The following is a 19,630-nucleotide window of genomic DNA, read 5'->3' on the forward strand; positions in this document are numbered from 1 at the left end:
GTCAGAGCCTGCGAAGTCCACTCAGCACCCTCTCCAGCAGTTCAGTGCCCACCGCGTCGTCGGAGTCTTCCAAAATGGTCGGCTCGTGGACCGCGACCAGGCCGTCCGTCGCCATGTCGGCGATGAGCACCCGGGCCACGCCGAGCGGAAGCTGCATCCGCGCCGCGATCTCGGCGAGCGACTGCACGCGTCCGTCACACAGCGCGGCGATGTACTGGTGCTCACGGCCCTGGCCACCGTTGCCAGTGGCAACCGACCGGCCGCGCACCGTCGTCTCGACGAGCGCCTCCAGGGCGATCTCGAGCCGGGGGCGGGTACGACCGCGGGTCACGGCGTATGGACGGACCAACGCTCCGGTCGGCTCGTCACGATCGACCATGTCGCCGCTCACCTCCTTCGTACCCGGCACCGGCTCGCCCCGGTGGTGTTCGTCCTTGTCGTAGTTGTTGCCGCTTCTGACCCACCGGTCAGCGCGTCGTTCAGCCCATCATCCCGACAGCCGTGCGCGGCTGCGGGGTCAGAGCGTCGCCCACCCGGTCGACGAGCAGGGCCATCTCGTAACCGACCTGCCCGACGTCGCAGCTGCGCGCGGCGAGCACGGCGAAGGACGAGCCGTCCGAGATGGACATCAGGAACAGGAAGCCGTTGTCCATCTCGACGACGGTCTGCAGCACCGCCCCGCCCTCGAAGCAGCGCGCCGCGCCCTGGGTCAGGCTGACCAGGCCGGACGCGATCGCCGCGAGCTGGTCCGCGCGGTCCCGCGGAAGGTCACGGGACGAAGCGAGGAGCAGGCCGTCGGCGGAGACCGCGACCGCGTGCGCCACACCGGGCACCCGGTCGGCGAAGTTGGCGAGCAGCCATCCGAGATCCTGCGTAGTTGTCATCCTTGTTGCTCCTTCTGCCCGCTCCCGGCCACTGGGCCTGAGCCAGACTGCGAGGACTGCTGCCCGCCCGGAGTCCCCTCCGGGCCGGTGGAGTTGCTGTCGGTCGGGTTGTTACGCCCCCGCTGCACGCCCCGATGGTAGGCCGAGAGCAGACCGCGTACGCCTTCCGGCGTGCGGCGCTGCACCGACGCGGACGGCTTCTCGATGCCACCGGGCACGAGCTGCGCCATCGGCTTCCGCTTCGGCAGGCCCTTCTGAGTGGTCTCCGCGACCGGGACCTCGGTGGCCGCCGAGGCGGCCCGCCAACCGTCGTCGGCCGCGGTCTGCCAACCGGGCTGCGGCGGGGCGGCGGGCTGCCGCGTGGGCAGCGCACCGGCGTAACCCGGACGGGTTCCCCCGTTCGCCGAGCCGTTGTCGTTCGGCGCTCCGCCGGCTGTCGGAGTCTGTGCCATCGGCGTGTTACCTGTCGTCCCGGGTGGTGTCTGCTGGACGGCCCGACCGGCGGCGTCGACCTTGGCGAACTGCTGGGTCGCGGCGCCGTTGGTGGCCGCGGCCGGTGCCGCAGCCGGTGCCGTGGCCGCCTCCTCGTTGGGCCCCGGCTTGCGGGTGCGGAACCAGGCCGACTCGAGCTCCCGGAAGATCGGCAGCTCCATCGTCTCGTCCGCGTACCGCTGGCGGTTGCCCGGCTGCTGCGGCGTGGTCGGCCGCGGCGCGGGGGCCGGCGCCGGCGTCGGCGCGTTGACGGCCGGCGGCGTCTCCGGGCGGGTGACCCGGGGAAGCTCCGTCGTCATGTCCAGGCCGGCGGCGAGCCGCTCCGGCACCGCCGGGGCCGCGGCCTGGTCGGGCGCGGCGACCGGCGGCCACACCGGCGGGGCGCCGACGTGCGGCGCGGGAGCCGGCGGGGCGGGACGCGGCGGCACCTGGTTCACCGGCGGCACCGAGACCGGCTGGCCCGCGGCCGGCGCGCCCGACACCGGGTAGCCCGACGCCGGCGAGCCGGACACGGGGTAACCCGAGGCTGGCGCTCCCGACACCGGGTATCCGGAGGCCGGGGCCCCCGACACGGGGTAACCGGAGGCCGGGGCCCCCGACACGGGGTAACCGGAGGCCGGCGAGCCGGACACGGGGTAGCCGGAGACCGGGACACCGGAGACCGGCGGCAGCGGCGGCGCCGACACCGGCGGGACCGGCGGAGCGGAGACCGGCGGCGGGTTGTACGGCCGGGTCTCCGGGCTGCTCGGCAGCTGCCGCGGGATGGCCGGCTGCTGACCGGTGGAGGCCGGGTCGGCCTCGGCCGGGTTGCGCCGCTGGGGCAGCGGGTCGATCGGCTGGCCGTTCGAGCTGCGCGGGGCGAAGCCGTCACCGCCGGCAAGGGGGCCGGCGCCCGTCAGGTCGGACCAGGCCGGCATCGAGCGGCCGCCACCGGCGTTGGCCGGGGTGCCGGAGCCGTTGCGCGGCGCCGGGTCGAAGGACCGCCCGCCCAGGGTGACCTGGTTGCCGGAGGTGCCGGGGTGCCCGACCGGCGGCGGGGTGTGCGGGGCGTTGCCCAGCGCGGCCAGGGCGCCGAACGCCGGGGCGGGGCCGCCCTGCTGCGGGCCGGTGGCGACCGGGAGGGCCGGCGCCTGCTGGCCGCGGCCGGAGAGGGCGCGCGGCACCAGCACCGAGGTGGGCAGCGTGACGTCGGCGACGGTGCCCCGGTCGGCGCCGGGCCGCAGCTCGACCTTGACGCCGTGCCGGGAGGCCAGCCGGGCGACCACGACCAGGCCCATCATCCGGGAGACCGCCACGTCCACCTGCGGCGGCGTGGCCAGCCGCTCGTTCAGCTCGCGGAGCTGCTCGTGGCTGATGCCGATACCCCGGTCCTCCACGTAGAGGGAGGCGCGGTCACCCACCCGCCGGGCCTCCACCATGACGTGCGAGTCCGGCGGGGAGAAGGCGGTGGCGTTGTCGAACAGCTCGGCGACCAGGTGCACCAGGTCGTTGACCGCGTGCGCGGCGACCTCGATATCCCGGTCGATCACGCCGAACTCGATCCGGGTGTAGTGCTCGACCTCGGACTGGGCTGCGCGGAGCACGTCGATGAGGGCGGCCGGCTCGCGTTGCACACGGGTGGAGTCGGCGCCGGCGAGGACCAGCAGGTTCTCGTCGTTACGGCGCATCCGGGTGGCCAGGTGGTCGAGCTGGAACAGCTCGGCCAGCCGGTCCGGGTCCTCCTCACCGCGCTCCAGCCGGTCGAGGTGGCCGATCAGCCGGTCGACCAGGATCTGCGAGCGGCGGGCCAGGTTGACGAACATGGTCGCGACGGACGCCCGCAGGGCGGCTTGCTCGGCCGCCGTCCGGACGGCCTCCAGGTGGACGGCGTTGAACGCCTCGGTCACCTGGCCGAACTCGTCCTTGCTGCGTACCGGCAGCGGCTCGGCGATCTGGTTGGCCAGCTGCACCGGGGAGAGCTGCCCGGTGACCTGGGGGTCACGCAGCCGGGCCACCGCCTGCGGCAGGCCGTACTGGGCCACCGAGAGGGCGCCCTGGCGCAGGTCGCGCAGCGAGCGGGCCATCGAGCGGGCCACCAGGTAGGCGAAGAGGATCGCCAGCAGCAGCATGCTCAGCAGCAGGCCTGTCTGCAGGAAGACCTGGCGCTGCACGTCGGAACGAAGTTTGTCGGCCTGCTTGACCACGTCGCCGTCGAGCTTCGACTCGACGGTACGGACCAGCTTGCCCTTGCCGACCATCGCGGTGTCCCACTGGTCCGAACCGAAGGAAACGCCCGTCAGTGCCCCGGACTCGTTGGCGCTGATCTGGCCCTGGTAGGAGGACACCTCGCGCTGGTCGCCGCCGGCGACGGTCTGCTGGTAGAGCTCCTTCTCGGACTCGTTGCCGACGGCGCTGAAGGACTCGATCGCCTGCTGCTCGGCGGTGACGGTGGAGATGTAGTCCGTGCGCAGGGTCTGGTCGAGCCGGCCTCGGTCCAGCGCGAGGTGCACGACCACCCGACGCTCGGAGAGGAACTCCTTGCTGCGGGCGACGGCGGCGGCGGCGCGCATCCGGTCGCTCAGGTCGCTGTCGCCGGCGAGCTGGGTGCTCGAGTCACGGACCGCAAGCAGCTCGCCGATCAAGCCGTCGTACCCCTTGACCGCGAAGCTGCTCGACATCTTGCCGTTGAAGACCTGACTGCGGGTGCCGGACAGGTCTTCGAGGTCCTGGTCGATCCCGTCGAGGATCTTCTCCAGCGCGGGGGGCAGCTCCTCCAGCACGACGCGCTGCTGCGAGTACTGCCCCTGCGCCTTGTCGACCTTCTTGCCCGCCTGGGTGTAGACGTCGATGTGGCGGTCCTTGGCCTTCGGGTCGTCGTCGGTCAGCAGCAGCACGGCGGCGGTCCGCTCGTCCTGCAGCTTGTCGACCAGATCACCTGAGTAGGCGACCAGGTTGGCCAGGTTACCGGCCCGATTGGCATTGTTGAGCGTCTCCAGATGGTCGACCAGACCGCTGGTGCCCACGACGACTGTGGCGATCGTCGGCACGATCATGATCAGGCCGAGCTTGGACCAGATCGGCATGTCGCGGAGCCGGCTGGCCGGCCGGCGCAGACGCGACAGGAAGGAGCCCGCCGTCGTTGGCCGTTTGCTCACGTCACCGCCCTCGCATTACCGCGTCCGGCGTGCCCTGTGGGCAACGCCGAGCGACCGACCCGGCGGGTCGGACCTCCGAGATTCCATCACGCCGCCCCGCAAAGAGAAAGCCCAGGTTGTCCCTCGCCGGAGGTGTGATGAGATGTTGATGCAATTTGATAGCAATCCGTCTGGCCGGAGTCACTCAAGGTAATGGAACACCCTCACCGCGTCGTCCTGCTCGCCGGGCCCTCCGGCTCCGGAAAGTCATACATTGCCCAACGAACCGGACTTCCCGTCCTCTGCCTGGACGACTTCTACAAGGACGGCGATGACCCTACGTTGCCGCGTCGGAACGGAGAGGTGGACTGGGAGTCCCCGCTGTCCTGGGACGCGGACACGGCGGTGGAAACAATCGCCCGACTGGCCCGGGACGGCAAGGCCGAAGTGCCGGTTTATGCGATCGGCGCGGACCGGCGGGTGGCCACCCGGCCATTCGACGTCGACGGATCGCCACTTTTCGTGGCCGAAGGGATCTTCGCCGCCGAGATCGTCGCGGAGTGCCGCCGCCGGGGCCTGCTCGCCGGGGCGTACGCGCTGCGCCGTCCGCGCGGCGCGACCTTCGTCCGCCGGCTCGCCCGCGACCTGGCCGAGCAGCGCAAGGCTCCCCGGGTGCTGATCCGGCGCGGGGTGGCGCTGCTGCGCGCGGAGCCGGCGGTGCTGCGCCGGCAGACCGGGCTGGGCGCCGAGGCGGCCCGGGCCGGGCAGGTGCTGCGCCGGGTGGCCGGCCTGCTCGCCGGCCACCCGCGACAGCCGTGATCAGCCGATCAGCTTGGCGTACGCCGGCTTGATCACCTCGTCGATGATCTTCAGTCGCTCGTCGAACGGGATGAAGGCGCTCTTCATCGCGTTGATGGTGAACCACTGGAGTTCCTTCCAGCCGTAGCCGAAGGCGTCCACCAGCAGGGCCATCTCCCGGGACATCGAGGTGCCGCTCATCAGCCGGTTGTCGGTGTTCACCGTCACCCGGAAGCGCAGGTCGCGCAGCAGCCCGATCGGGTGGTCGGCGATCGACGCGGCCGCCCCGGTCTGCACGTTCGAGGAGGGGCACAGCTCCAGCGGGATGCGCTTGTCCCGGACGTACGCGGCCAGCCGGCCCAGCACCGGCGGGTTCCCGGGCGTGATGTCGTCGACGATCCGGACGCCGTGCCCCAGCCGGTCCGCGCCGCACCACTGGATCGCCTGCCAGATCGACGGCAGCCCGAACGCCTCGCCGGCGTGGATGGTGAAGTGGAAGTTCTCCCGCTGGAGGTACTCGAACGCGTCCAGGTGCCGGGTGGGCGGGAAGCCCGCCTCCGCGCCGGCGATGTCGAAGCCGACCACCCCGGTGTCCCGGTGCCGCACGGCCAGCTCGGCGATCTCCTGCGAGCGGGCCGCGTGCCGCATCGCGGTGAGCAGCGTGCCGACCCGGATGGGCGTACCCGCCTCGGCGGCCAGGGCGCTGCCCTCCCGGAAGCCGGTGACCACCGCGTCGACCACCTCGTCCAGGGTCAGGTTCTGCTCCAGGTGCTGCTCGGGAGCGAACCGCACCTCGGCGTAGACCACCCCGTCGGCGGCCAGGTCGAGCGCGCACTCGCGGGCCACCCGGCGCAGCGCGGGTCCGGTCTGCATGACCGCCACGGTGTGCGCGAAGGTCTCCAGGTAGCGCTCCAGCGAACCGGAGTTCGCCGCCTCGGCGAACCAGCGGCCCAGCGCCTCGGAGTCGGTGGTGGGCAGCTCGTGGCCGGCGTCGGCGGCCAGCTCGACGATCGTCGCGGGCCGCAGACCGCCGTCGAGGTGGTCGTGCAGCAGCGCCTTCGGGACCTTGACGATGTCCTCGTACGAGATTGCCATGCACCGACCCTAGTCACCGACCGCCGGGGCGCGGCACCGGACCGGGGCGGCTCACGGCCGCCAGCCGTACACCCGCTCGACCGTGAGGCGGAGCACCAGCCGGCCGTCGGCCACCATGGCCGCCCGGTAGTCCGCCCAGTCCGGGTGCTCGCCCCGGATCCGCCGGTAGACCTCGACCAGCTCCTCGACCCTGGCGTCGTCGTCCGCGGCGGCCGGCGGGGTGAGGTCCACACGCCCCTCGGCCACCGCGTACGCCCCGCCGTCGGGCGTGCTGACGTGGAAGCTGGCCCGCGGGTCGCGCCGCAGGTTGCGCACCTTCGCCCGGTCGCCCGTGGTGGAGCAGCGGATCAGCCCCGGCTCGGCCAGGTAGTCGAGGTTGGAGAGCTGCGGCCGCCCGTCCCGGCGCAGGGTGACCAGCACCCCGCGCCCCCGCTCGCCGAACAGCTCCCACAGCCGGGCGGTCACGCCGGCACCCGCAGCGGCGCGAGCGCGACGGCCAGCCGGGCCAGCTGGTCGAGCACCTGGTCCGCGGCCGCCTCCCGGTCCGGATCCGGCCGCAGGTCGCCGGCCTCGTCCAGCGCCTGCCGCAGGAAGACGGTCACCGCCTCGTTGACCGGCACCATGTTCAGCGTGGTCACCACCTGCTTGATCATCTGGACCGCCCGCAGGCCGCCGGAGGTCATGCCGTAGCTGACGAAGCCCACGGGCTTGTGCCGCCACTCGTGGTAGAGGTAGTCGATCGCGTTCTTCAGCGGCGCGCTGAAGCCGTAGTTGTACTCCGGCATCACCAGCACGAAGGCGTCGGCGGCGTCGGTGGTCGCGCTCCAGGACCGGGTGTGCTCGTGCAGGTAGATCCCCTCGGAGGGGTGGTGCGGCTCGTCGTGGAACGGCAGCCCGACCTCGGCGAGGTCGACCAGGCGTACCTCGTCGAAGGCGCCGTGGCGGACGGCGGCCGCGGTGAACCAGTCACCGATCCGCCGGCCGACCCGGCCGGGTCGGGTGCTGGCGACGATCACGTTCAGGCGGGGCATGGCGAGGTCACTCCTGTCGGGACGGGCCGGACCGGGGCCGGCACGGTGAGTCGGGGGACGAGGTACTGGACGAGCGGCCCGATGGCGACCGCGAAGAGCACGGTGCCGGGGCCCACGGCGCCGCCGAGCAGCCAGCCGGCGGCCAGCACGGCGAGTTCGATGCCGGCACGGGCCCGGCCGAGCGGCAGGCCGCGCGCGGCCAGGCCGGTCATCAGGCCGTCCCGCGGGCCGGGGCCCAGCCGGGCTCCGAGGTAGAGCGCGGTGGCGACGCCGTTGAGCAGGATCCCCGCGGCCAGCAGGGCGATCCGGCCGGCGAGCGACCCGACCGGTGGCAGCAGCGCCAGCGTCGCGTCCAGCGCCGGGCCGACCAGCGCGACGTTGGCCACGGTGCCGGCGCCGGGGCGCTGCCGCAACGGGATCCAGAGCAGCAGGACGACCAGGGCGACGGCGTTGACCAGCACGCCCATCGGCAGGTCGGTGCGGGCGGCGAGGCCCTGGTGGAGCACGTCCCACGAGGAGAGGCCGAATCCCGCGCGGACCATCAGCGCGACGCTCACCCCGAAGAGGACGAGCCCGGCCAGGAGCCGGACCAGCCGACCCGGCAGTTTGGTTGACATGTCATCGACCGTAGGCAGGCTTTGATGACATGTCAACAACTGGGCTATGATCGGCGCATGGACGCACCACGGTGGTTGGACGAGCGGGAGGACCGGGCCTGGCGCGGCTACCGCCGGATGCGCCGCCTGCTCGACCTGGAGCTGGCCCGGGAGCTGATGCAGGACGCGGGGCTCTCCGAGCCGGACTACGACGTCCTCTCCGACCTCTCCGAGACGCCCGACCAGCGGCTGCGGCTCAGCGAACTGGCCGACCGGATGCTCTGGTCGCGCAGCCGGCTCTCCCACCACATCTCCCGGATGCAGCAGCGCGGCCTGGTCACCCGGGAGGAGTGCGCGACCGACGGCCGCGGCTCGGTCGTGGCGCTCACCCCGGCCGGCCGGCAGGCCATCGAGGCGGCCGCCCCGGGGCACGTGGCCGCCGTCCGACGGCATCTCATCGACCTGCTCACCCCTGAGGAGATCGCGGCGCTGGGCGCGCTCACCCACCGGGTGGTCGACCACCTCGCCGGCCGTTCGACCCCGGAGGCCTGAGCGTGGACGACCGGATCCTGGCCCGGCTGCGCTGCCCGGTCTGCGCCGAGCCGCTGGCGGAGACCACCGCCGGCACCGCCCGGGCGCTCCGCTGCCCGCGCCGGCACAGCTTCGACGTCGCCCGCCAGGGGTACGTCAACCTGCTCGCCGGCCGCGCCCCGCACACCGGGGACAGCGCCGAGATGGTCGCCGCCCGCGCCGACTTCCTCGCGGCCGGCCACTACGACCCGGTGGCCGCCGCCCTGGCCGCGAAGGCCCGGGAGATCGTGTCCGGCTCGTCCCGCCCTTGCTCTGCATCCACGGACGCGGCACCGGGCGACGAGGGGTGCTGCGCCGATGGCTGCAGAGCAAAGGACGCCGCGCGGGCCCCGTCGGTCGCGGGTCCGAGCCCGACGGGCGACGGCGACGGCGAGGCGTACCCCCTGGTGGTGGACGCCGGTGCCGGCACCGGCTGGTACCTCGCGGCGGTGCTGGCGGCGCTGCCCGACGCGGTCGGCCTGGCCCTCGACGTCGCCAAGCCGGCGCTGCGCCGCGCGGCCCGGGCCCACCCGCGCGCCGCCGCCGCGCTCGCCGACACCTGGCAGCGGCTGCCGCTGGCCGACCGGTCGGCGGCCGTGCTGCTCAACGTCTTCGCGCCGCGCAACGGCGCCGAGTTCCACCGGGTGCTCGACCCGACCGGCGCGCTGCTGGTGGTCACCCCGGCCGGGGACCATCTCGCCGAACTGGTCGACGCGCTCGACCTGCTCCGGGTGGACCCGGCCAAGTCCGACCGGGTCGCCGGCAGCCTCAGCGGGCAGTTCACCGAGGAGTCGGCCGCCGAGCACCGGGCCCGGCTGGAGCTGAGCCGCACCGAGGTGGCCACCCTGGTCGGGATGGGTCCCAGCGCCTGGCACGCCGACCCGTCCCGGCTCGCCGAGCGGATCGCCGCGCTGCCCGAGCCGGTGCCGGTGACCCTCGCCGTCCGGCTCGCCGTGCACCGGCCGCGCTGACCGCCGCCGCCTCAGGTGGAGAGGTCGACCTCTTCCCAGCCCGGCGGCTCGTCGTGGTACGGCCCGCGCAGCACCACCGCCCACTCCAGCGCCCACCGGCGCTGCCCGATGGCGTTCGCGTCCACCAGCCCGGGCAGCGCCAGCCCGGCCTCCTCCGACTCCAGGTACGCCCAGTCCAGGCAGTAGTGCAGGTCGAGCAGGGCGGCCGCGTCGGCGGGGTGCTGCGGGGCGGCGAGGATCCGGGCCCGCCACTGGCCGAAGGTCTCCCCGGCCACCAGGTTCGGCATCCGCTCGACCAGCCGCTCGTCCACCGGCACCGTCGGGTCCAGCTCCTTGGCCAGCCCGAGCACCCAGGCCAGCGAGAAGAGCGCGTCGTGGTGCAGCACGAACGACCGGTGGTCGCCCTTGCCGCCCATCACGAACTGCCACTCCGGCGGGGTCACCATCTCGACGAGGTGCGACTCCAGCAGCCAGCTCATGGCCGCCTGCGCGGGCATCCCGAAGCAGCGGGCCAGGATCACGTGCAGCACCGCGATCCGGGCCTCTATCTCCCGGGTGGAACGCAGCTCGATCTCGTCCCCCGGCTCCCACACCAGCGGGAACTGCGGGGGCGGCAGCGGGAGGCCCAGCCGCGACAGCTCGTCGAGGCTCGCCTCACGAACGGCCCGGGGGTCGGGGGCGGATACGCGCACGGCTCAGGTCCCTGTCTGCTCGCAACGGCTCATCGCCGGTCGGTGGTCCCCCTTGGCCTGCGAGAATAGCGGCTCGGCGGGCACCGCACCATGACCGTAAAGGATCAGCCGATCCGCTCGATCACCAGCGGCGTCGCGGCAGGGGCGTCCGGCGCGATCCGCACCGCCCGCTCCGCCTCGGCCAGTGCGGCCGGGATCCGCTCGGCGTGCTCGGCCCGCAGCTCGTACAGGGTCTCGCCGACGCGTACCCGGTCGCCGGGGCGCTTGTGCAGCACCACCCCGGCCGGGATGCTCACCGGGTCCTCCTTGCGGGCCCGGCCGGCGCCGAGCCGCCAGGCGGCCACGCCCATCGCGTACGCGTCGATCCCCGCGACGTAGCCGTCGTCGGTCGCGGTGACCACCTCGACCTCGCGGGCCGTGGGCATCGGGGCGTCCGGGTCGCCGCCCTGCGCCCGGATCATCGTGCGCCAGGCGTCCATGGCCCGGCCGTCCCGCAGCGCCGCCTCGGGGTCGGCGTCCGGCAGACCGGCCGCGGCCAGCATCTCCCGGGCCAGCGCCAGGGTCAGCTCCACCACGTCGGCCGGGCCGCCGCCGGCCAGCACCTCGACCGACTCGGTCACCTCGACCGCGTTGCCGATGGCCAGGCCGAGCGGGGTGGACATGTCGGTGAGCAGGGCGACCGTCCGCACCCCGTGCGCGCCGCCCAGCTCCACCATGGTGCGGGCCAGCTCGCGGGCGTCGTCGACGTTCTTCATGAAGGCGCCGGAGCCGACCTTCACGTCGAGCACCAGCGCCCCGGTCCCCTCGGCGATCTTCTTGCTCATGATCGAGCTGGCGATCAGCGGGATGGCCTCGACGGTGCCGGTGACGTCGCGCAGCGCGTACAGCTTGCGGTCGGCCGGGGCCAGCCCGTCGCCGGCCGCGCAGATCACCGCGCCGACGTCGCGGAGCTGGGCGATGAACTCCTCGTTGGTCAGCGCGGCCCGCCAGCCGGGGATCGACTCCAGCTTGTCCAGGGTGCCACCGGTGTGGCCGAGGCCCCGGCCGCTGAGCTGCGGCACGGCCGCGCCACAGGCGGCGACCAGCGGGGTCAGCGGCAGGGTGATCTTGTCGCCGACACCGCCGGTGGAGTGCTTGTCCACGGTCGGCCGGGCCACCGGAGACAGGTCCAGGCGCTCGCCGCTGGCGATCATCGCGGCGGTCCACCGGGCGATCTCCGGCCCGGTCATGCCGCGCAGCAGGATCGCCATGGCCAGCGCCGACATCTGCTCGTCGGCCACCAACCCCTTGGTGTACGCGTCGACGACCCAGTCGATCTGGCCGTCGCTCAGCACGCCCCCGTCCCGCTTGGCCCGGATGACGTCAACCGCCGTGAATGCACTCATCAGATGATCTTTCCTCGTCGCTCAGGAACCGGTCCCGCCGCTCAGGCAGGGGACCAGCGGACCGGGATCTCCAGGGGCGGCTCGCCCTCGCCGGCCCAGAAGATGGTGCCGGACGCGTCCACCACGACGACGCGCGGCGTCCGGGCCAGCCCCCAGGTGATCGCCTCCGCCGGGTCGTCCCAGGTCGGGCCCTCCTCCAGCACGCCGGTCTCGGCGCCCTCGGTGTCCCCGGACGACCGCTCCCAGTACGCCGTCCAGACCTGCTGACCGGCGGAGAGGTCGGGGTGCACGAAGACCGTGCCCCGGCCCCGCCAGGCGGCCAGCCGCTCCGGCACCACCGGCAGCGGGGTCTCGCCGACCACGGCCTCGAGGTCCTCGACGCCGAACGCGTGCGGTAGCAGCTCGGCCATCCGCAGCGGCCGGCCCTTCGTCTCGATCAGGCACTCCGGGCCGCCGTTCTCCCAGAGCAGCTGCCGGCAGCGCCCGCAGGGCATGAGCGGCTCGCCGGTGGCGTCGACGCAGGACAGCGCCACGATCCGGCCACCGCCGGTGGCGTGCAGCGAGGAGACCACCCCGCACTCGGCGCAGAGCACCACGCCGTACGCGGCGTTCTCCACGTTGCAGCCGACCACCACCCGACCGTCGTCGACCAGGGCGGCCGCCCCGACCGGGAACTTCGAGTAGGGCGCGTACGCGTGCCGCATGACCTCGGTGGCGGCGGCCCGCAGCCGCTCCCAGTCGATCTCCATCACGACTCCCATTCTGCCCAATTCACGCTGATCGGTCGCGGTGGCGGCCGGAGACGACGGTGCCCGGCGGGTCTCCCCCGCCGGGCACGGTGCGTCGCGGGCGGTCAGCCCTTGATGTACGGCTTGCCGTCGGCGGCCGGCGCCCGGACCTTGCCGACCAGCCCGGCCACCGCCAGGATCGTCGCCAGGTAGGGCAGCATCGCCAGGAACTGGCTCGGGATGCTGCTGCCGATCGCGCCCAGGTAGGTGGCGAGCTGGTCGGCGAAGCCGAAGAAGAGCGCCGCGAGCAGCGCGCCGGTCGGGCTCCACCGGCCGAAGATCAGGGCGGCCAGGGCGATGAAGCCCTTACCGCCGATCATGTTCTTGGTGAACGAGTAGAGCGCCAGGGTGTAGGAGGCGCCACCCACGCCGGCCACCAACCCGGCCATGAGCACGTTGCGGTAGCGCAGCCGCAGCACCTTCACGCCGAGCGTGTCGGCGGCGGTCGGGTGCTCACCCACCGACCGGGTCCGCAGGCCCCACCGGGTACGGAACAGCGCGATGTGGATGACCAGCACCAGCAGCAACCCGACGTACAGGAAGATGTTGCCCCGGAACAGCGCCGGACCCAGCAGCGGGATGTCCTTGAGCAGCGGGATCTCCCAGTTGCTGAACCGAGGCGCGCTGTTGTACTTCGTCGCGTCGGTCTGCATCAGCCGCTCGTAGAGGAAGCCGGTGACGCCGACCGCCAGCAGGTTGAGCACGATGCCCATGACCACCTGGTCGACCAGGTAGCGGATGGCGAAGACGGCGAGCAGCAGGGAGATCAGCGCGCCGCCGATCGCGGCGGCCACCAGGCCCACCCAGACGCTGCCGGAGATGCTGCCGAACAGCGCGCCGGAGAAGGCGCCCATCAGCAACTGGCCCTCGATCGCCACGTTCACCACGCCGGACCGCTCGCAGAGCACGCCGGCCAGCGCGCCGAAGATCAGCGGCAGGGCCAGGATGAACGTGCCCCGGATGACGTTGACCAGCGGCATGAAGTTGCGGCCCTCGGGGGCGGCGGAGACCTGCCAGCACAGGAAGCTCAGCACGAAGGCGACCAGCCCGACGCCGAGCACCAGGGTGAACCAGCGCTTCGGCACCCCGGCGAGCAGGGCGGCACCGGCCGCGGCAGCGATGATCCCGAAGAGGATGGCGCCGACCGTGCCGTTGATCTCCAGGGCGGCACCGCCCTCGGTCTCGCTGAGCGTGAAGCGGGCCTGCTGGCCGGTGGCCAGCGCGCCGAACAGCACCGTGGCGAGCACGCCCAGCGCCAGCAGGACGGCGCCGGTCTTGCGGGCGCGCGTCCAGAAGCCCTCGTCGACCGCGGTCACGGCGACCTCGGGGACAGCGGTGGTGGACATGCTCACCAGCCCTTCGCGAGGCTCGTCTGCAGCCGGGCCGCGCGGGCCGCCCGGAGCTGGAAGATCGCCTTCACCATGGCCGGCGCGGCGATGAAGATGACGATGAGCGCCTGGAGCACGGTGACCAGCTCCAGCGAGATCCCGGAGTACGACTGCATCCGGTTGCCCCCGGCCTGGAGCGCGCCGAACAGCAGCGCGGCCAGCAGCACGCCCCACGGCTTCACCCGGCCGAGGAGGGCGACCAGGATGCCGTCGAAGCCGATCTGCGCGATCACCAGCGGGGTCAGCGCGTTCGCGGTCGAGCCGAGCACCATGTTCGACCCGCCGAGACCGGCCAGCAGACCCGAGATCACCATGACCAGCACGTACGTCTTGGTGACGCTGATGCCGGCGGTCCGGGCGGCGTCCGGGTTCTCGCCGACCGCGCGCAGCTCGAAGCCGAGCGTCGAGCGGTTCAGCAGCCAGGCGATGAACCAGGTGGCCAGCACCGCGACCAGGATGCCGGCGTGCACCCGCAGGTCGGAGCCGAGCAGCCGGGGCAGCTGGGCGGAGGACTCGACCGGCTTGCTGATCGCGTCCGACCGGTTCGGGTTCTGCACCCCGCTCTGGACGATGATCCAGGACAGGAAGTAGACCGCCACGTAGTTGAGCATGATCGTGTTGATCACCTCGTGGGCGCCGGTGCGCGCCTTGAGGATGCCCGGGATGAAGCCCCAGAGCGCGCCGCCGAGCGCGCCGGCGATCAGCGCGACGAGCAGGTGCACCCCGGGCGGCAGCGGCAGCGCGAAGCCGGCGACGGCGGACAGGATGACGCCGATGGTCGCCTGGCCCTGGGCGCCGATGTTGAACAGGCCGCCGCGGAAGGCGAGCGCGACCGCCAGGCCGGTGAAGACCAGCGGCGCGGTGTAGGTGAGCGTCTCCGAGATCGGGCCCATCGCGGCGGTGAAGCCGACCGCGTCCGGGTCGAAGATCGCACCCTTGAACAGGTTCGCGTACGCCTCGCTGACCACGGTCCAGCTGGCGTTGAGCGCGTCCGCCGGGCGGGCGGTGATGTAGCCGTAGGTGGCCAGCACCTCCGGGTCGGAGACGATGATCAGCACCGCGCCGACCAGCATGGCCAGAAGCACCGCGAGCACGGTCACGGTGACCGTGTTGGCCGCCCAGAGGTTGTCCAGGAAGAGCCGGCCCAGCGTGGGGCGGGGCCCCTCGGTCGGGGGCTGCTTCGTCGCGGTGGCGGGCACCGCCCGCTCGGTGTCGCCGGCGGGCGCGGACGGCGTCGCCCGGGCCTCGCTCCGCGTCTCCTGCGCCTCGGTCGCGGGCTCCTTGTCCGGGGAGCCCGACACCGGGTTCGGGTTGGTCATGCCTCGTCCTCGTTGCCAGGGCCGTCAGCGGTCGTGGTGGCGGTGTCCGGCGTGATGCCGGCCATCAGCAGGCCGATCTCCTCGCGCGGGGTGTCCGGGCCGACCACGCCGATGATCCGGCCGCGGTACATCACCGCGATCCGGTCGGCCAGGCCGATCACCTCGTCCAGTTCGCTGGAGACCACCATGACGGCGGTGCCGATGTCCCGCTCGCGGATGACCCGGCTGTGGATGAACTCGATCGAGCCGACGTCCACGCCCCGGGTGGGCTGGGCGGCGATGAAGAGCTTCAGCGGCCGGGACAGCTCCCGGGCCACGATCACCTTCTGCTGGTTGCCGCCGGAGAGGGTGCCGACCGCCGCGTCGGCCGAGGAGGTGCGGATGTCGAACTGCTCGACCCGCTCCTTCGCCGACTTCGCGATGGCGTCCGGCTTGAGCGAGAGGCCCTTGCCGAAGGGCGGCTGGTCGTAGATGTCGAGCACCAGGTTCTCCGCGACGGAGAACTCCTTGACCAGGCCGTCGACGCTGCGGTCCTCCGGGACGTACCCGACGCCGGCGCGGAGCACCTTCTTGGTCGACCAGCCGTGCACGGCCTGGCCGTCCAGGGTGACCGAGCCGGCCAGCACCGGGCGCAGCCCCATGATCGCCTCGATCAGCTCGGTCTGCCCGTTGCCCTGCACGCCCGCGATGCCGAGCACCTCACCGGCGTGCACGGTCAGGTCGATGCCGTCGACCGCGCGTACCTGCCGGTCGTCGTCGACGACCAGGCCGGCGACCTCGAGGATCGGCTTGCCCGGCTGGGCCGGCTTCTTGTCGACGGTCAGCCGGACGCTGCGGCCCACCATGAGCGCGGCCAGCTCGTCGCGGCTGGCGCTCGGCTCGGCGGTGCCGACCGTCTTCCCGCGCCGGATCACCGTGATCCGGTCGGCGATCGCCTTGACCTCGCCCAGCTTGTGGGTGATGAACACGATCGACTTGCCGGCCTCCTTGAGCGACCGCATGACCGTGAGCAGTTCCTCGGTCTCCTGCGGGGTCAGCACGGCGGTGGGCTCGTCGAGGATGAGCAGGTCGACGTCGCGGGTCAGGGCCTTGACGATCTCCACCCGCTGCTGGATGCCGACCGGCAGGTCCTCGATCACCGCGTCGGGGTCGACCCGGAGGTTGTACCGCTCGGAGACCTCGGCGACCTCGCGGCGGGCGCGCCTGCGGTCGAGGAAGCCGGTGAAGCCCCCCTTGACCTGTTCCGCGCCCAGCATCACGTTCTCGGCCACCGTGAAGACCGGCACCAGCATGAAGTGCTGGTGCACCATGCCGATCCCGGCGGCGATCGCGTCGGACGGGCCCTTCAGCTTCAGCGGCTTGCCGTCGACCAGGATCTCGCCCTCGTCGGGCTGGTAGAGCCCGTAGAGCACGTTCATCAGGGTCGACTTGCCGGCGCCGTTCTCGCCGAGCAGGGCGTGGATCTCTCCAGGCTCCACCGTCAGGTCGATGTGGTCGTTGGCGACCAGATCACCGAACCGCTTGGTGATGCCGCGCAGTTCGAGTCTCAGCGCAACCTCCTGGAGTGCGAGCGATGGTGCAGCGTAGCGGCTACGCGCCGGTCACCGCGCCGGGTGGGGGTCAGTGGGGGTGAAGGTGACCGGCCGCCCCGACGTCCCGCGGGGTCTTCCCCGCGTACGCCGAGGCGGCCGGATCGTCAATCCTGGTGCCCGCCGGCCCCGCTGCCGATGATCTCATCGCGGCGGCCGGCGGAGCGGTCACTTGGTCGGCTGGGCCTTCGAGGTGACCGTGATGGTGCCGGCGGCGATGTCCGCCTTGATCTTGTCGACCTCGGCCTTCAGGTCCGCGGGGACCTTGCTGTCGAAGTCGTGGTACGGCGCGATCGAGACGCCGTTGTTGGCCAGGGTGCCCACGAAGCCCGGCTTGGCCTGGAGCCTCTCGCCGTTGGCGGCCTTCAGCACGGCGTCCTTGACGGCGTCCGGGATGTTCTTGACGACCGTGGTGACCAGCGCCGCGCAGTTCGGGGTGCTCTCGCAGCCGTCGACGTCGACCCAGACGACCGAGTACTTGCCGCCCGAGGCCTGCGCCGCGGCGGTGGTGCCGAGGCCGGCACCGCCGGCGACCGGCATGATGATGTCGGCGCCCTGGGCGACCAGCGCGTCGGAGACCTTCTTGCCCTCGTCCTGCTTGACGAAGTCGTTGGTGAAGGAGCCCTTCTGGGCGGCCTTGTCCCAGCCGATGACCTGGACGTTCTTGCCCTTGGCCTTGTTGTAGTACGCCACGCCGTCGGCGAAGCCGTCCATGAAGATGGTGACCGGCGGGATCGGCAGACCACCGTAGGTGCCCACCTTGCCGGTCTTGCTCATCCCGGCGGCCAGGTAACCGGCCTGGAAGGCGGCCTGCGCGGTGTCGAACTGCATCGGGTAGATGTTGTCCACACCCGGGTTCGCGTCCACGATGGCGAACTGCTGGTTCTTGTTCGCCTCGGCGGCCTTCTTGGTGGCGTCCGACATCAGGCCACCGACGGCCAGGATGAAGTCGCACTTCTGGTTGACGAACCCGGTCAGGTTGACCTCGTAGTCCGCCTCGGCCTTCGACTGGACGTTCTTGATGTCGATCTTGTCGTTCTCCTTCTTCGCCTCCTGGAGGCCCTTCCAGGCCGAGGTGTTGAAGGACTTGTCATCGATGCCGCCGACGTCGGTCACCATGCAGGCGCTGAACTTCTTGCCACCGTTGCCGCCGGCGTTGTTGTCGTCCTTGGGGGCCTCACCACACGCGGCGGCGCCCAGCACGAGGCCACCCGCCACGATGGCGGAGGCGATCCGCATCCCACGCACAGAGCGCAAGACGTCTCCTTCCCATTGCACACCGCGTCGTGCGCGGTGGCAGCCCTTGCGCCGGCCTGCGGTGTGCCGCCGGCGTCCCACGTTACGGACGGGAGCGTACGCCCGCGCCCACCCACCGGCCGACAATCGTGCACGACTGTTGAACGGTCGTTACCCCTACGTAACCCTTGCGTGGGGCACGTCACGTTTGGTGCCGGTCACCCTCCGGAGAGGTGTCGCGAACGTCCGTTTCCCGAGGTCTTCCCGCTGTGCCGGAGGGCTAACGCCAGAAGACCGCCACCGCCGCGTTGACCAGCGTCAACCCGATGATCGCCAGGAAGTGCCCGCGGTTCACGGACTCCCGCTTACGGGAGAAGAAGACCATGACAAAGATCAGCAGCGCGAGCACCAACTTGGTAACAAGCTTGGCCGGTGCCGGCTCGTCGCCGTCGCGCAGCGGGGCGGCCAGACCGATTCCGGTCAGCAGCCCGATCACCGAGCCCCAGAGCATGGCCGCGTTGATCCGCAGCCGGCCGCTGACGAACTGGGCGATCGAACCGCCGAGCAGCAGCGCGAACCCGATGAGATGGACGTAGAGAAGGATCAGTCGAAGTGCTTCCACGCGGGCCATCCTCCCCCATCAACGACGCTTTGTAGTAGCCGGCCCGCCGAGGTGCCGTCATACCGTGACCTCGGCGGGCCGCCCTGCCGGCGTCGGGCTGTCCGCACCCAGCCGGGGGCTTCGGCCGCCGACGAGGACCAGGGCGAGGCCGACCAGCGCGTAGCCGGCCAGCACGGCCAGCGACCGGCCGGCGCCCGCCCCGTCGAAGAACGCGGCCGAGCGCAGCAGCGTGCCGCCCGCCCCGACCGGCAGGAGCTGCCCGACCGCGCCCCAGGGCTGCGGCAGCAGTTCGGGTGCGGCGGCGACCGCGGAGAGCGGGTTGCCGACCAGGAAGACGAGCAGCGCGCCGAGCCCGAGCCCGGCCCGGCCGAGCAGCGCGCCGAGGCCCGCCACGGTGGCCGCCGTGGCCAGCGCGAACAGCCCGATGGCGGCCGCCTCGCGCCACGCGTCGCCGGCCAGGACGCCGAGCCAGCCGTGCAGCACCGCGGTCCCGGCCAGGCCGGCCAGGCCGGCGTAGCCGAGCAGGCCGGCCAGCCGCACGGCACGGCGGGCGACGAGCACGGTGAGCAGCGCCCCGGCCAGCATGCCGGTCAGCGCCAGCGGCAGGAACCCGGCGGCGAAGCCGGCCCCGCGCGGGTCGTCCGGGTCGGCCGGCACGACCTGCACCACCGGCACGGGACGGCCGGCGGAGAGTTGCCCGGCGGCCTCGGTGAGCAGCGCGGCCACGGTCGGGCTCGCGGCCGGAGCGGTGTGCAGGGCGACCCCGTCCGGGCCGACCACGAAGGCGGCGTACACCTCCCGGTCGCGCAGCGCCCGGTCGGCCGCCGCCGCGTCCGGCAGCGTGGTCACGGCGAAGCCGCCGGGGCGGGCGGCTTCGAGCCGGGCGGCCAGGTCCGCGGTGGCGGGCGGCGGCCCGGCGACGGCGACCGGCAGGTCGCGCGGCGCGAGGTGCGCCGCGGGGGCCGCGAAGAGGGGTACGAGCAGCGCCTGCACCACCACAACGAGGCTGACGAGCAGCGCGGCGAGCGTCCAGGGCGAGCGGGACCGAAGCATCGTCATCT

General features: G+C 72.7%; 19 protein-coding genes. 3 read left to right on the forward strand and 16 right to left on the reverse strand.

What is annotated here, in order from left to right:
* Position 1: 1 nt before the first annotated feature.
* The 3 genes from IEY96_RS01400 to IEY96_RS01410 all read right to left on the reverse strand — a co-directional run bounded on the left by IEY96_RS01400 (position 2) and on the right by IEY96_RS01410 (position 4,510).
* Complete coding sequence (locus IEY96_RS01400) at positions 2-379, reverse strand: DUF742 domain-containing protein (RefSeq protein ID WP_189193574.1); 378 nt, start codon at positions 377-379, stop codon at positions 2-4.
* 100 nt (positions 380-479) lie between these two features.
* Complete coding sequence (locus IEY96_RS01405) at positions 480-884, reverse strand: roadblock/LC7 domain-containing protein (protein ID WP_013283992.1); 405 nt, start codon at positions 882-884, stop codon at positions 480-482.
* On the reverse strand, positions 881-4,510 hold the full coding sequence (locus IEY96_RS01410) for a sensor histidine kinase (protein ID WP_189192970.1): 3,630 nt from the start codon (positions 4,508-4,510) through the stop codon (positions 881-883). The genes IEY96_RS01405 and IEY96_RS01410 overlap by 4 nt, the downstream gene beginning before the upstream one ends.
* A 342-nt stretch (positions 4,511-4,852) precedes the next feature.
* On the opposite strand from IEY96_RS01410, the gene IEY96_RS01415 reads away from it, so the two are divergent.
* Complete coding sequence (locus tag IEY96_RS01415) at positions 4,853-5,308, forward strand: ATP-binding protein (protein WP_229791338.1); 456 nt, start codon at positions 4,853-4,855, stop codon at positions 5,306-5,308.
* On the opposite strand, the gene IEY96_RS01420 is transcribed toward IEY96_RS01415, so the two are convergent.
* From IEY96_RS01420 to yczE, 4 genes are read right to left on the reverse strand one after another with little or no spacing between them, the layout of a single operon-like run.
* Positions 5,309-6,382, reverse strand: coding sequence for an adenosine deaminase (locus IEY96_RS01420; protein ID WP_189192972.1), 1,074 nt, complete (start codon positions 6,380-6,382; stop codon positions 5,309-5,311).
* Between the two features lie 51 nt (positions 6,383-6,433).
* A complete protein-coding gene (locus IEY96_RS01425) occupies positions 6,434-6,847 on the reverse strand; it encodes a PPOX class F420-dependent oxidoreductase (RefSeq protein WP_189192973.1) in 414 nt (137 codons plus the stop codon).
* The gene (locus IEY96_RS01430; protein ID WP_189192974.1) at positions 6,844-7,413 is read right to left on the reverse strand and encodes an NADPH-dependent FMN reductase; all 570 of its coding nucleotides are present in this window, start codon (positions 7,411-7,413) and stop codon (positions 6,844-6,846) included. The genes IEY96_RS01425 and IEY96_RS01430 overlap by 4 nt, the downstream gene beginning before the upstream one ends.
* Entirely contained in the window at positions 7,401-8,030 is a 630-nt protein-coding gene (gene yczE / locus IEY96_RS01435; protein WP_373293493.1) for a membrane protein YczE, read from the reverse strand. Before yczE ends, IEY96_RS01430 begins: the two co-directional genes overlap by 13 nt.
* A 57-nt stretch (positions 8,031-8,087) precedes the next feature.
* On the opposite strand from yczE, the gene IEY96_RS01440 reads away from it, so the two are divergent.
* Positions 8,088-8,561: a MarR family winged helix-turn-helix transcriptional regulator gene (locus tag IEY96_RS01440; RefSeq protein WP_189192975.1), complete on the forward strand. Its 474-nt coding sequence runs from the start codon at positions 8,088-8,090 to the stop codon at positions 8,559-8,561.
* A 2-nt stretch (positions 8,562-8,563) separates the two neighbouring features.
* The gene (locus tag IEY96_RS01445) at positions 8,564-9,550 is read left to right on the forward strand and encodes a putative RNA methyltransferase (protein WP_189192976.1); all 987 of its coding nucleotides are present in this window, start codon (positions 8,564-8,566) and stop codon (positions 9,548-9,550) included.
* A gap of 11 nt (positions 9,551-9,561) precedes the next feature.
* On the opposite strand, the gene IEY96_RS01450 is transcribed toward IEY96_RS01445, so the two are convergent.
* From IEY96_RS01450 to IEY96_RS01490, 9 genes are all read right to left on the reverse strand, one after another.
* Positions 9,562-10,242: a DUF4272 domain-containing protein gene (locus IEY96_RS01450; RefSeq protein WP_189192977.1), complete on the reverse strand. Its 681-nt coding sequence runs from the start codon at positions 10,240-10,242 to the stop codon at positions 9,562-9,564.
* 104 nt (positions 10,243-10,346) lie between these two features.
* Positions 10,347-11,627: a thymidine phosphorylase gene (locus tag IEY96_RS01455; protein WP_189192978.1), complete on the reverse strand. Its 1,281-nt coding sequence runs from the start codon at positions 11,625-11,627 to the stop codon at positions 10,347-10,349.
* Between the two features lie 41 nt (positions 11,628-11,668).
* Positions 11,669-12,388 carry a cytidine deaminase gene (locus IEY96_RS01460; RefSeq protein ID WP_189192979.1) on the reverse strand — a complete coding sequence of 240 codons (720 nt, stop codon included), beginning with the start codon at positions 12,386-12,388 and terminating at the stop codon, positions 11,669-11,671.
* A 92-nt stretch (positions 12,389-12,480) separates the two neighbouring features.
* Positions 12,481-13,761, reverse strand: a complete 1,281-nt coding sequence (locus IEY96_RS01465) for an ABC transporter permease (RefSeq protein WP_189192980.1) — start codon at positions 13,759-13,761, stop codon at positions 12,481-12,483.
* A gap of 2 nt (positions 13,762-13,763) precedes the next feature.
* Positions 13,764-15,122 carry an ABC transporter permease gene (locus IEY96_RS01470; protein ID WP_189192981.1) on the reverse strand — a complete coding sequence of 453 codons (1,359 nt, stop codon included), beginning with the start codon at positions 15,120-15,122 and terminating at the stop codon, positions 13,764-13,766.
* Positions 15,119-16,672: an ABC transporter ATP-binding protein gene (locus IEY96_RS01475; RefSeq protein ID WP_189193576.1), complete on the reverse strand. Its 1,554-nt coding sequence runs from the start codon at positions 16,670-16,672 to the stop codon at positions 15,119-15,121. Before IEY96_RS01475 ends, IEY96_RS01470 begins: the two co-directional genes overlap by 4 nt.
* Positions 16,673-16,879: 207 nt before the next feature.
* Complete coding sequence (locus IEY96_RS01480) at positions 16,880-17,950, reverse strand: BMP family lipoprotein (protein WP_189193577.1); 1,071 nt, start codon at positions 17,948-17,950, stop codon at positions 16,880-16,882.
* Between the two features lie 277 nt (positions 17,951-18,227).
* A complete protein-coding gene (locus tag IEY96_RS01485; protein WP_189192982.1) occupies positions 18,228-18,569 on the reverse strand; it encodes a hypothetical protein in 342 nt (113 codons plus the stop codon).
* Between the two features lie 57 nt (positions 18,570-18,626).
* Positions 18,627-19,622, reverse strand: a complete 996-nt coding sequence (locus tag IEY96_RS01490) for a hypothetical protein (protein WP_189192983.1) — start codon at positions 19,620-19,622, stop codon at positions 18,627-18,629.
* Positions 19,623-19,630: the final 8 nt, after the last annotated feature.

This window comes from Micromonospora fulviviridis (assembly GCF_014648395.1).
GTDB lineage: Bacteria > Actinomycetota > Actinomycetes > Mycobacteriales > Micromonosporaceae > Micromonospora > Micromonospora fulviviridis.

Excerpts from the sequence above, each read along its gene's own strand:
- IEY96_RS01400 (WP_189193574.1), bottom strand. The coding sequence starts at position 379 with ATGGTCGATCGTGACGAGCCGACCGGAGCGTTGGTCCGTCCATACGCC.
- IEY96_RS01405 (WP_013283992.1), bottom strand. The coding sequence starts at position 884 with ATGACAACTACGCAGGATCTCGGATGGCTGCTCGCCAACTTCGCCGAC.
- IEY96_RS01420 (WP_189192972.1), bottom strand. The coding sequence starts at position 6,382 with ATGGCAATCTCGTACGAGGACATCGTCAAGGTCCCGAAGGCGCTGCTG.
- IEY96_RS01430 (WP_189192974.1), bottom strand. The coding sequence starts at position 7,413 with ATGCCCCGCCTGAACGTGATCGTCGCCAGCACCCGACCCGGCCGGGTC.
- yczE (WP_373293493.1), bottom strand. The coding sequence starts at position 8,030 with ATGTCAACCAAACTGCCGGGTCGGCTGGTCCGGCTCCTGGCCGGGCTC.
- IEY96_RS01440 (WP_189192975.1), top strand. The coding sequence starts at position 8,088 with ATGGACGCACCACGGTGGTTGGACGAGCGGGAGGACCGGGCCTGGCGC.
- IEY96_RS01455 (WP_189192978.1), bottom strand. The coding sequence starts at position 11,627 with ATGAGTGCATTCACGGCGGTTGACGTCATCCGGGCCAAGCGGGACGGG.
- IEY96_RS01460 (WP_189192979.1), bottom strand. The coding sequence starts at position 12,388 with ATGGGAGTCGTGATGGAGATCGACTGGGAGCGGCTGCGGGCCGCCGCC.
- IEY96_RS01465 (WP_189192980.1), bottom strand. The coding sequence starts at position 13,761 with ATGTCCACCACCGCTGTCCCCGAGGTCGCCGTGACCGCGGTCGACGAG.
- IEY96_RS01470 (WP_189192981.1), bottom strand. The coding sequence starts at position 15,122 with ATGACCAACCCGAACCCGGTGTCGGGCTCCCCGGACAAGGAGCCCGCG.
- IEY96_RS01480 (WP_189193577.1), bottom strand. The coding sequence starts at position 17,950 with ATGCGGATCGCCTCCGCCATCGTGGCGGGTGGCCTCGTGCTGGGCGCC.
- IEY96_RS01490 (WP_189192983.1), bottom strand. The coding sequence starts at position 19,622 with ATGCTTCGGTCCCGCTCGCCCTGGACGCTCGCCGCGCTGCTCGTCAGC.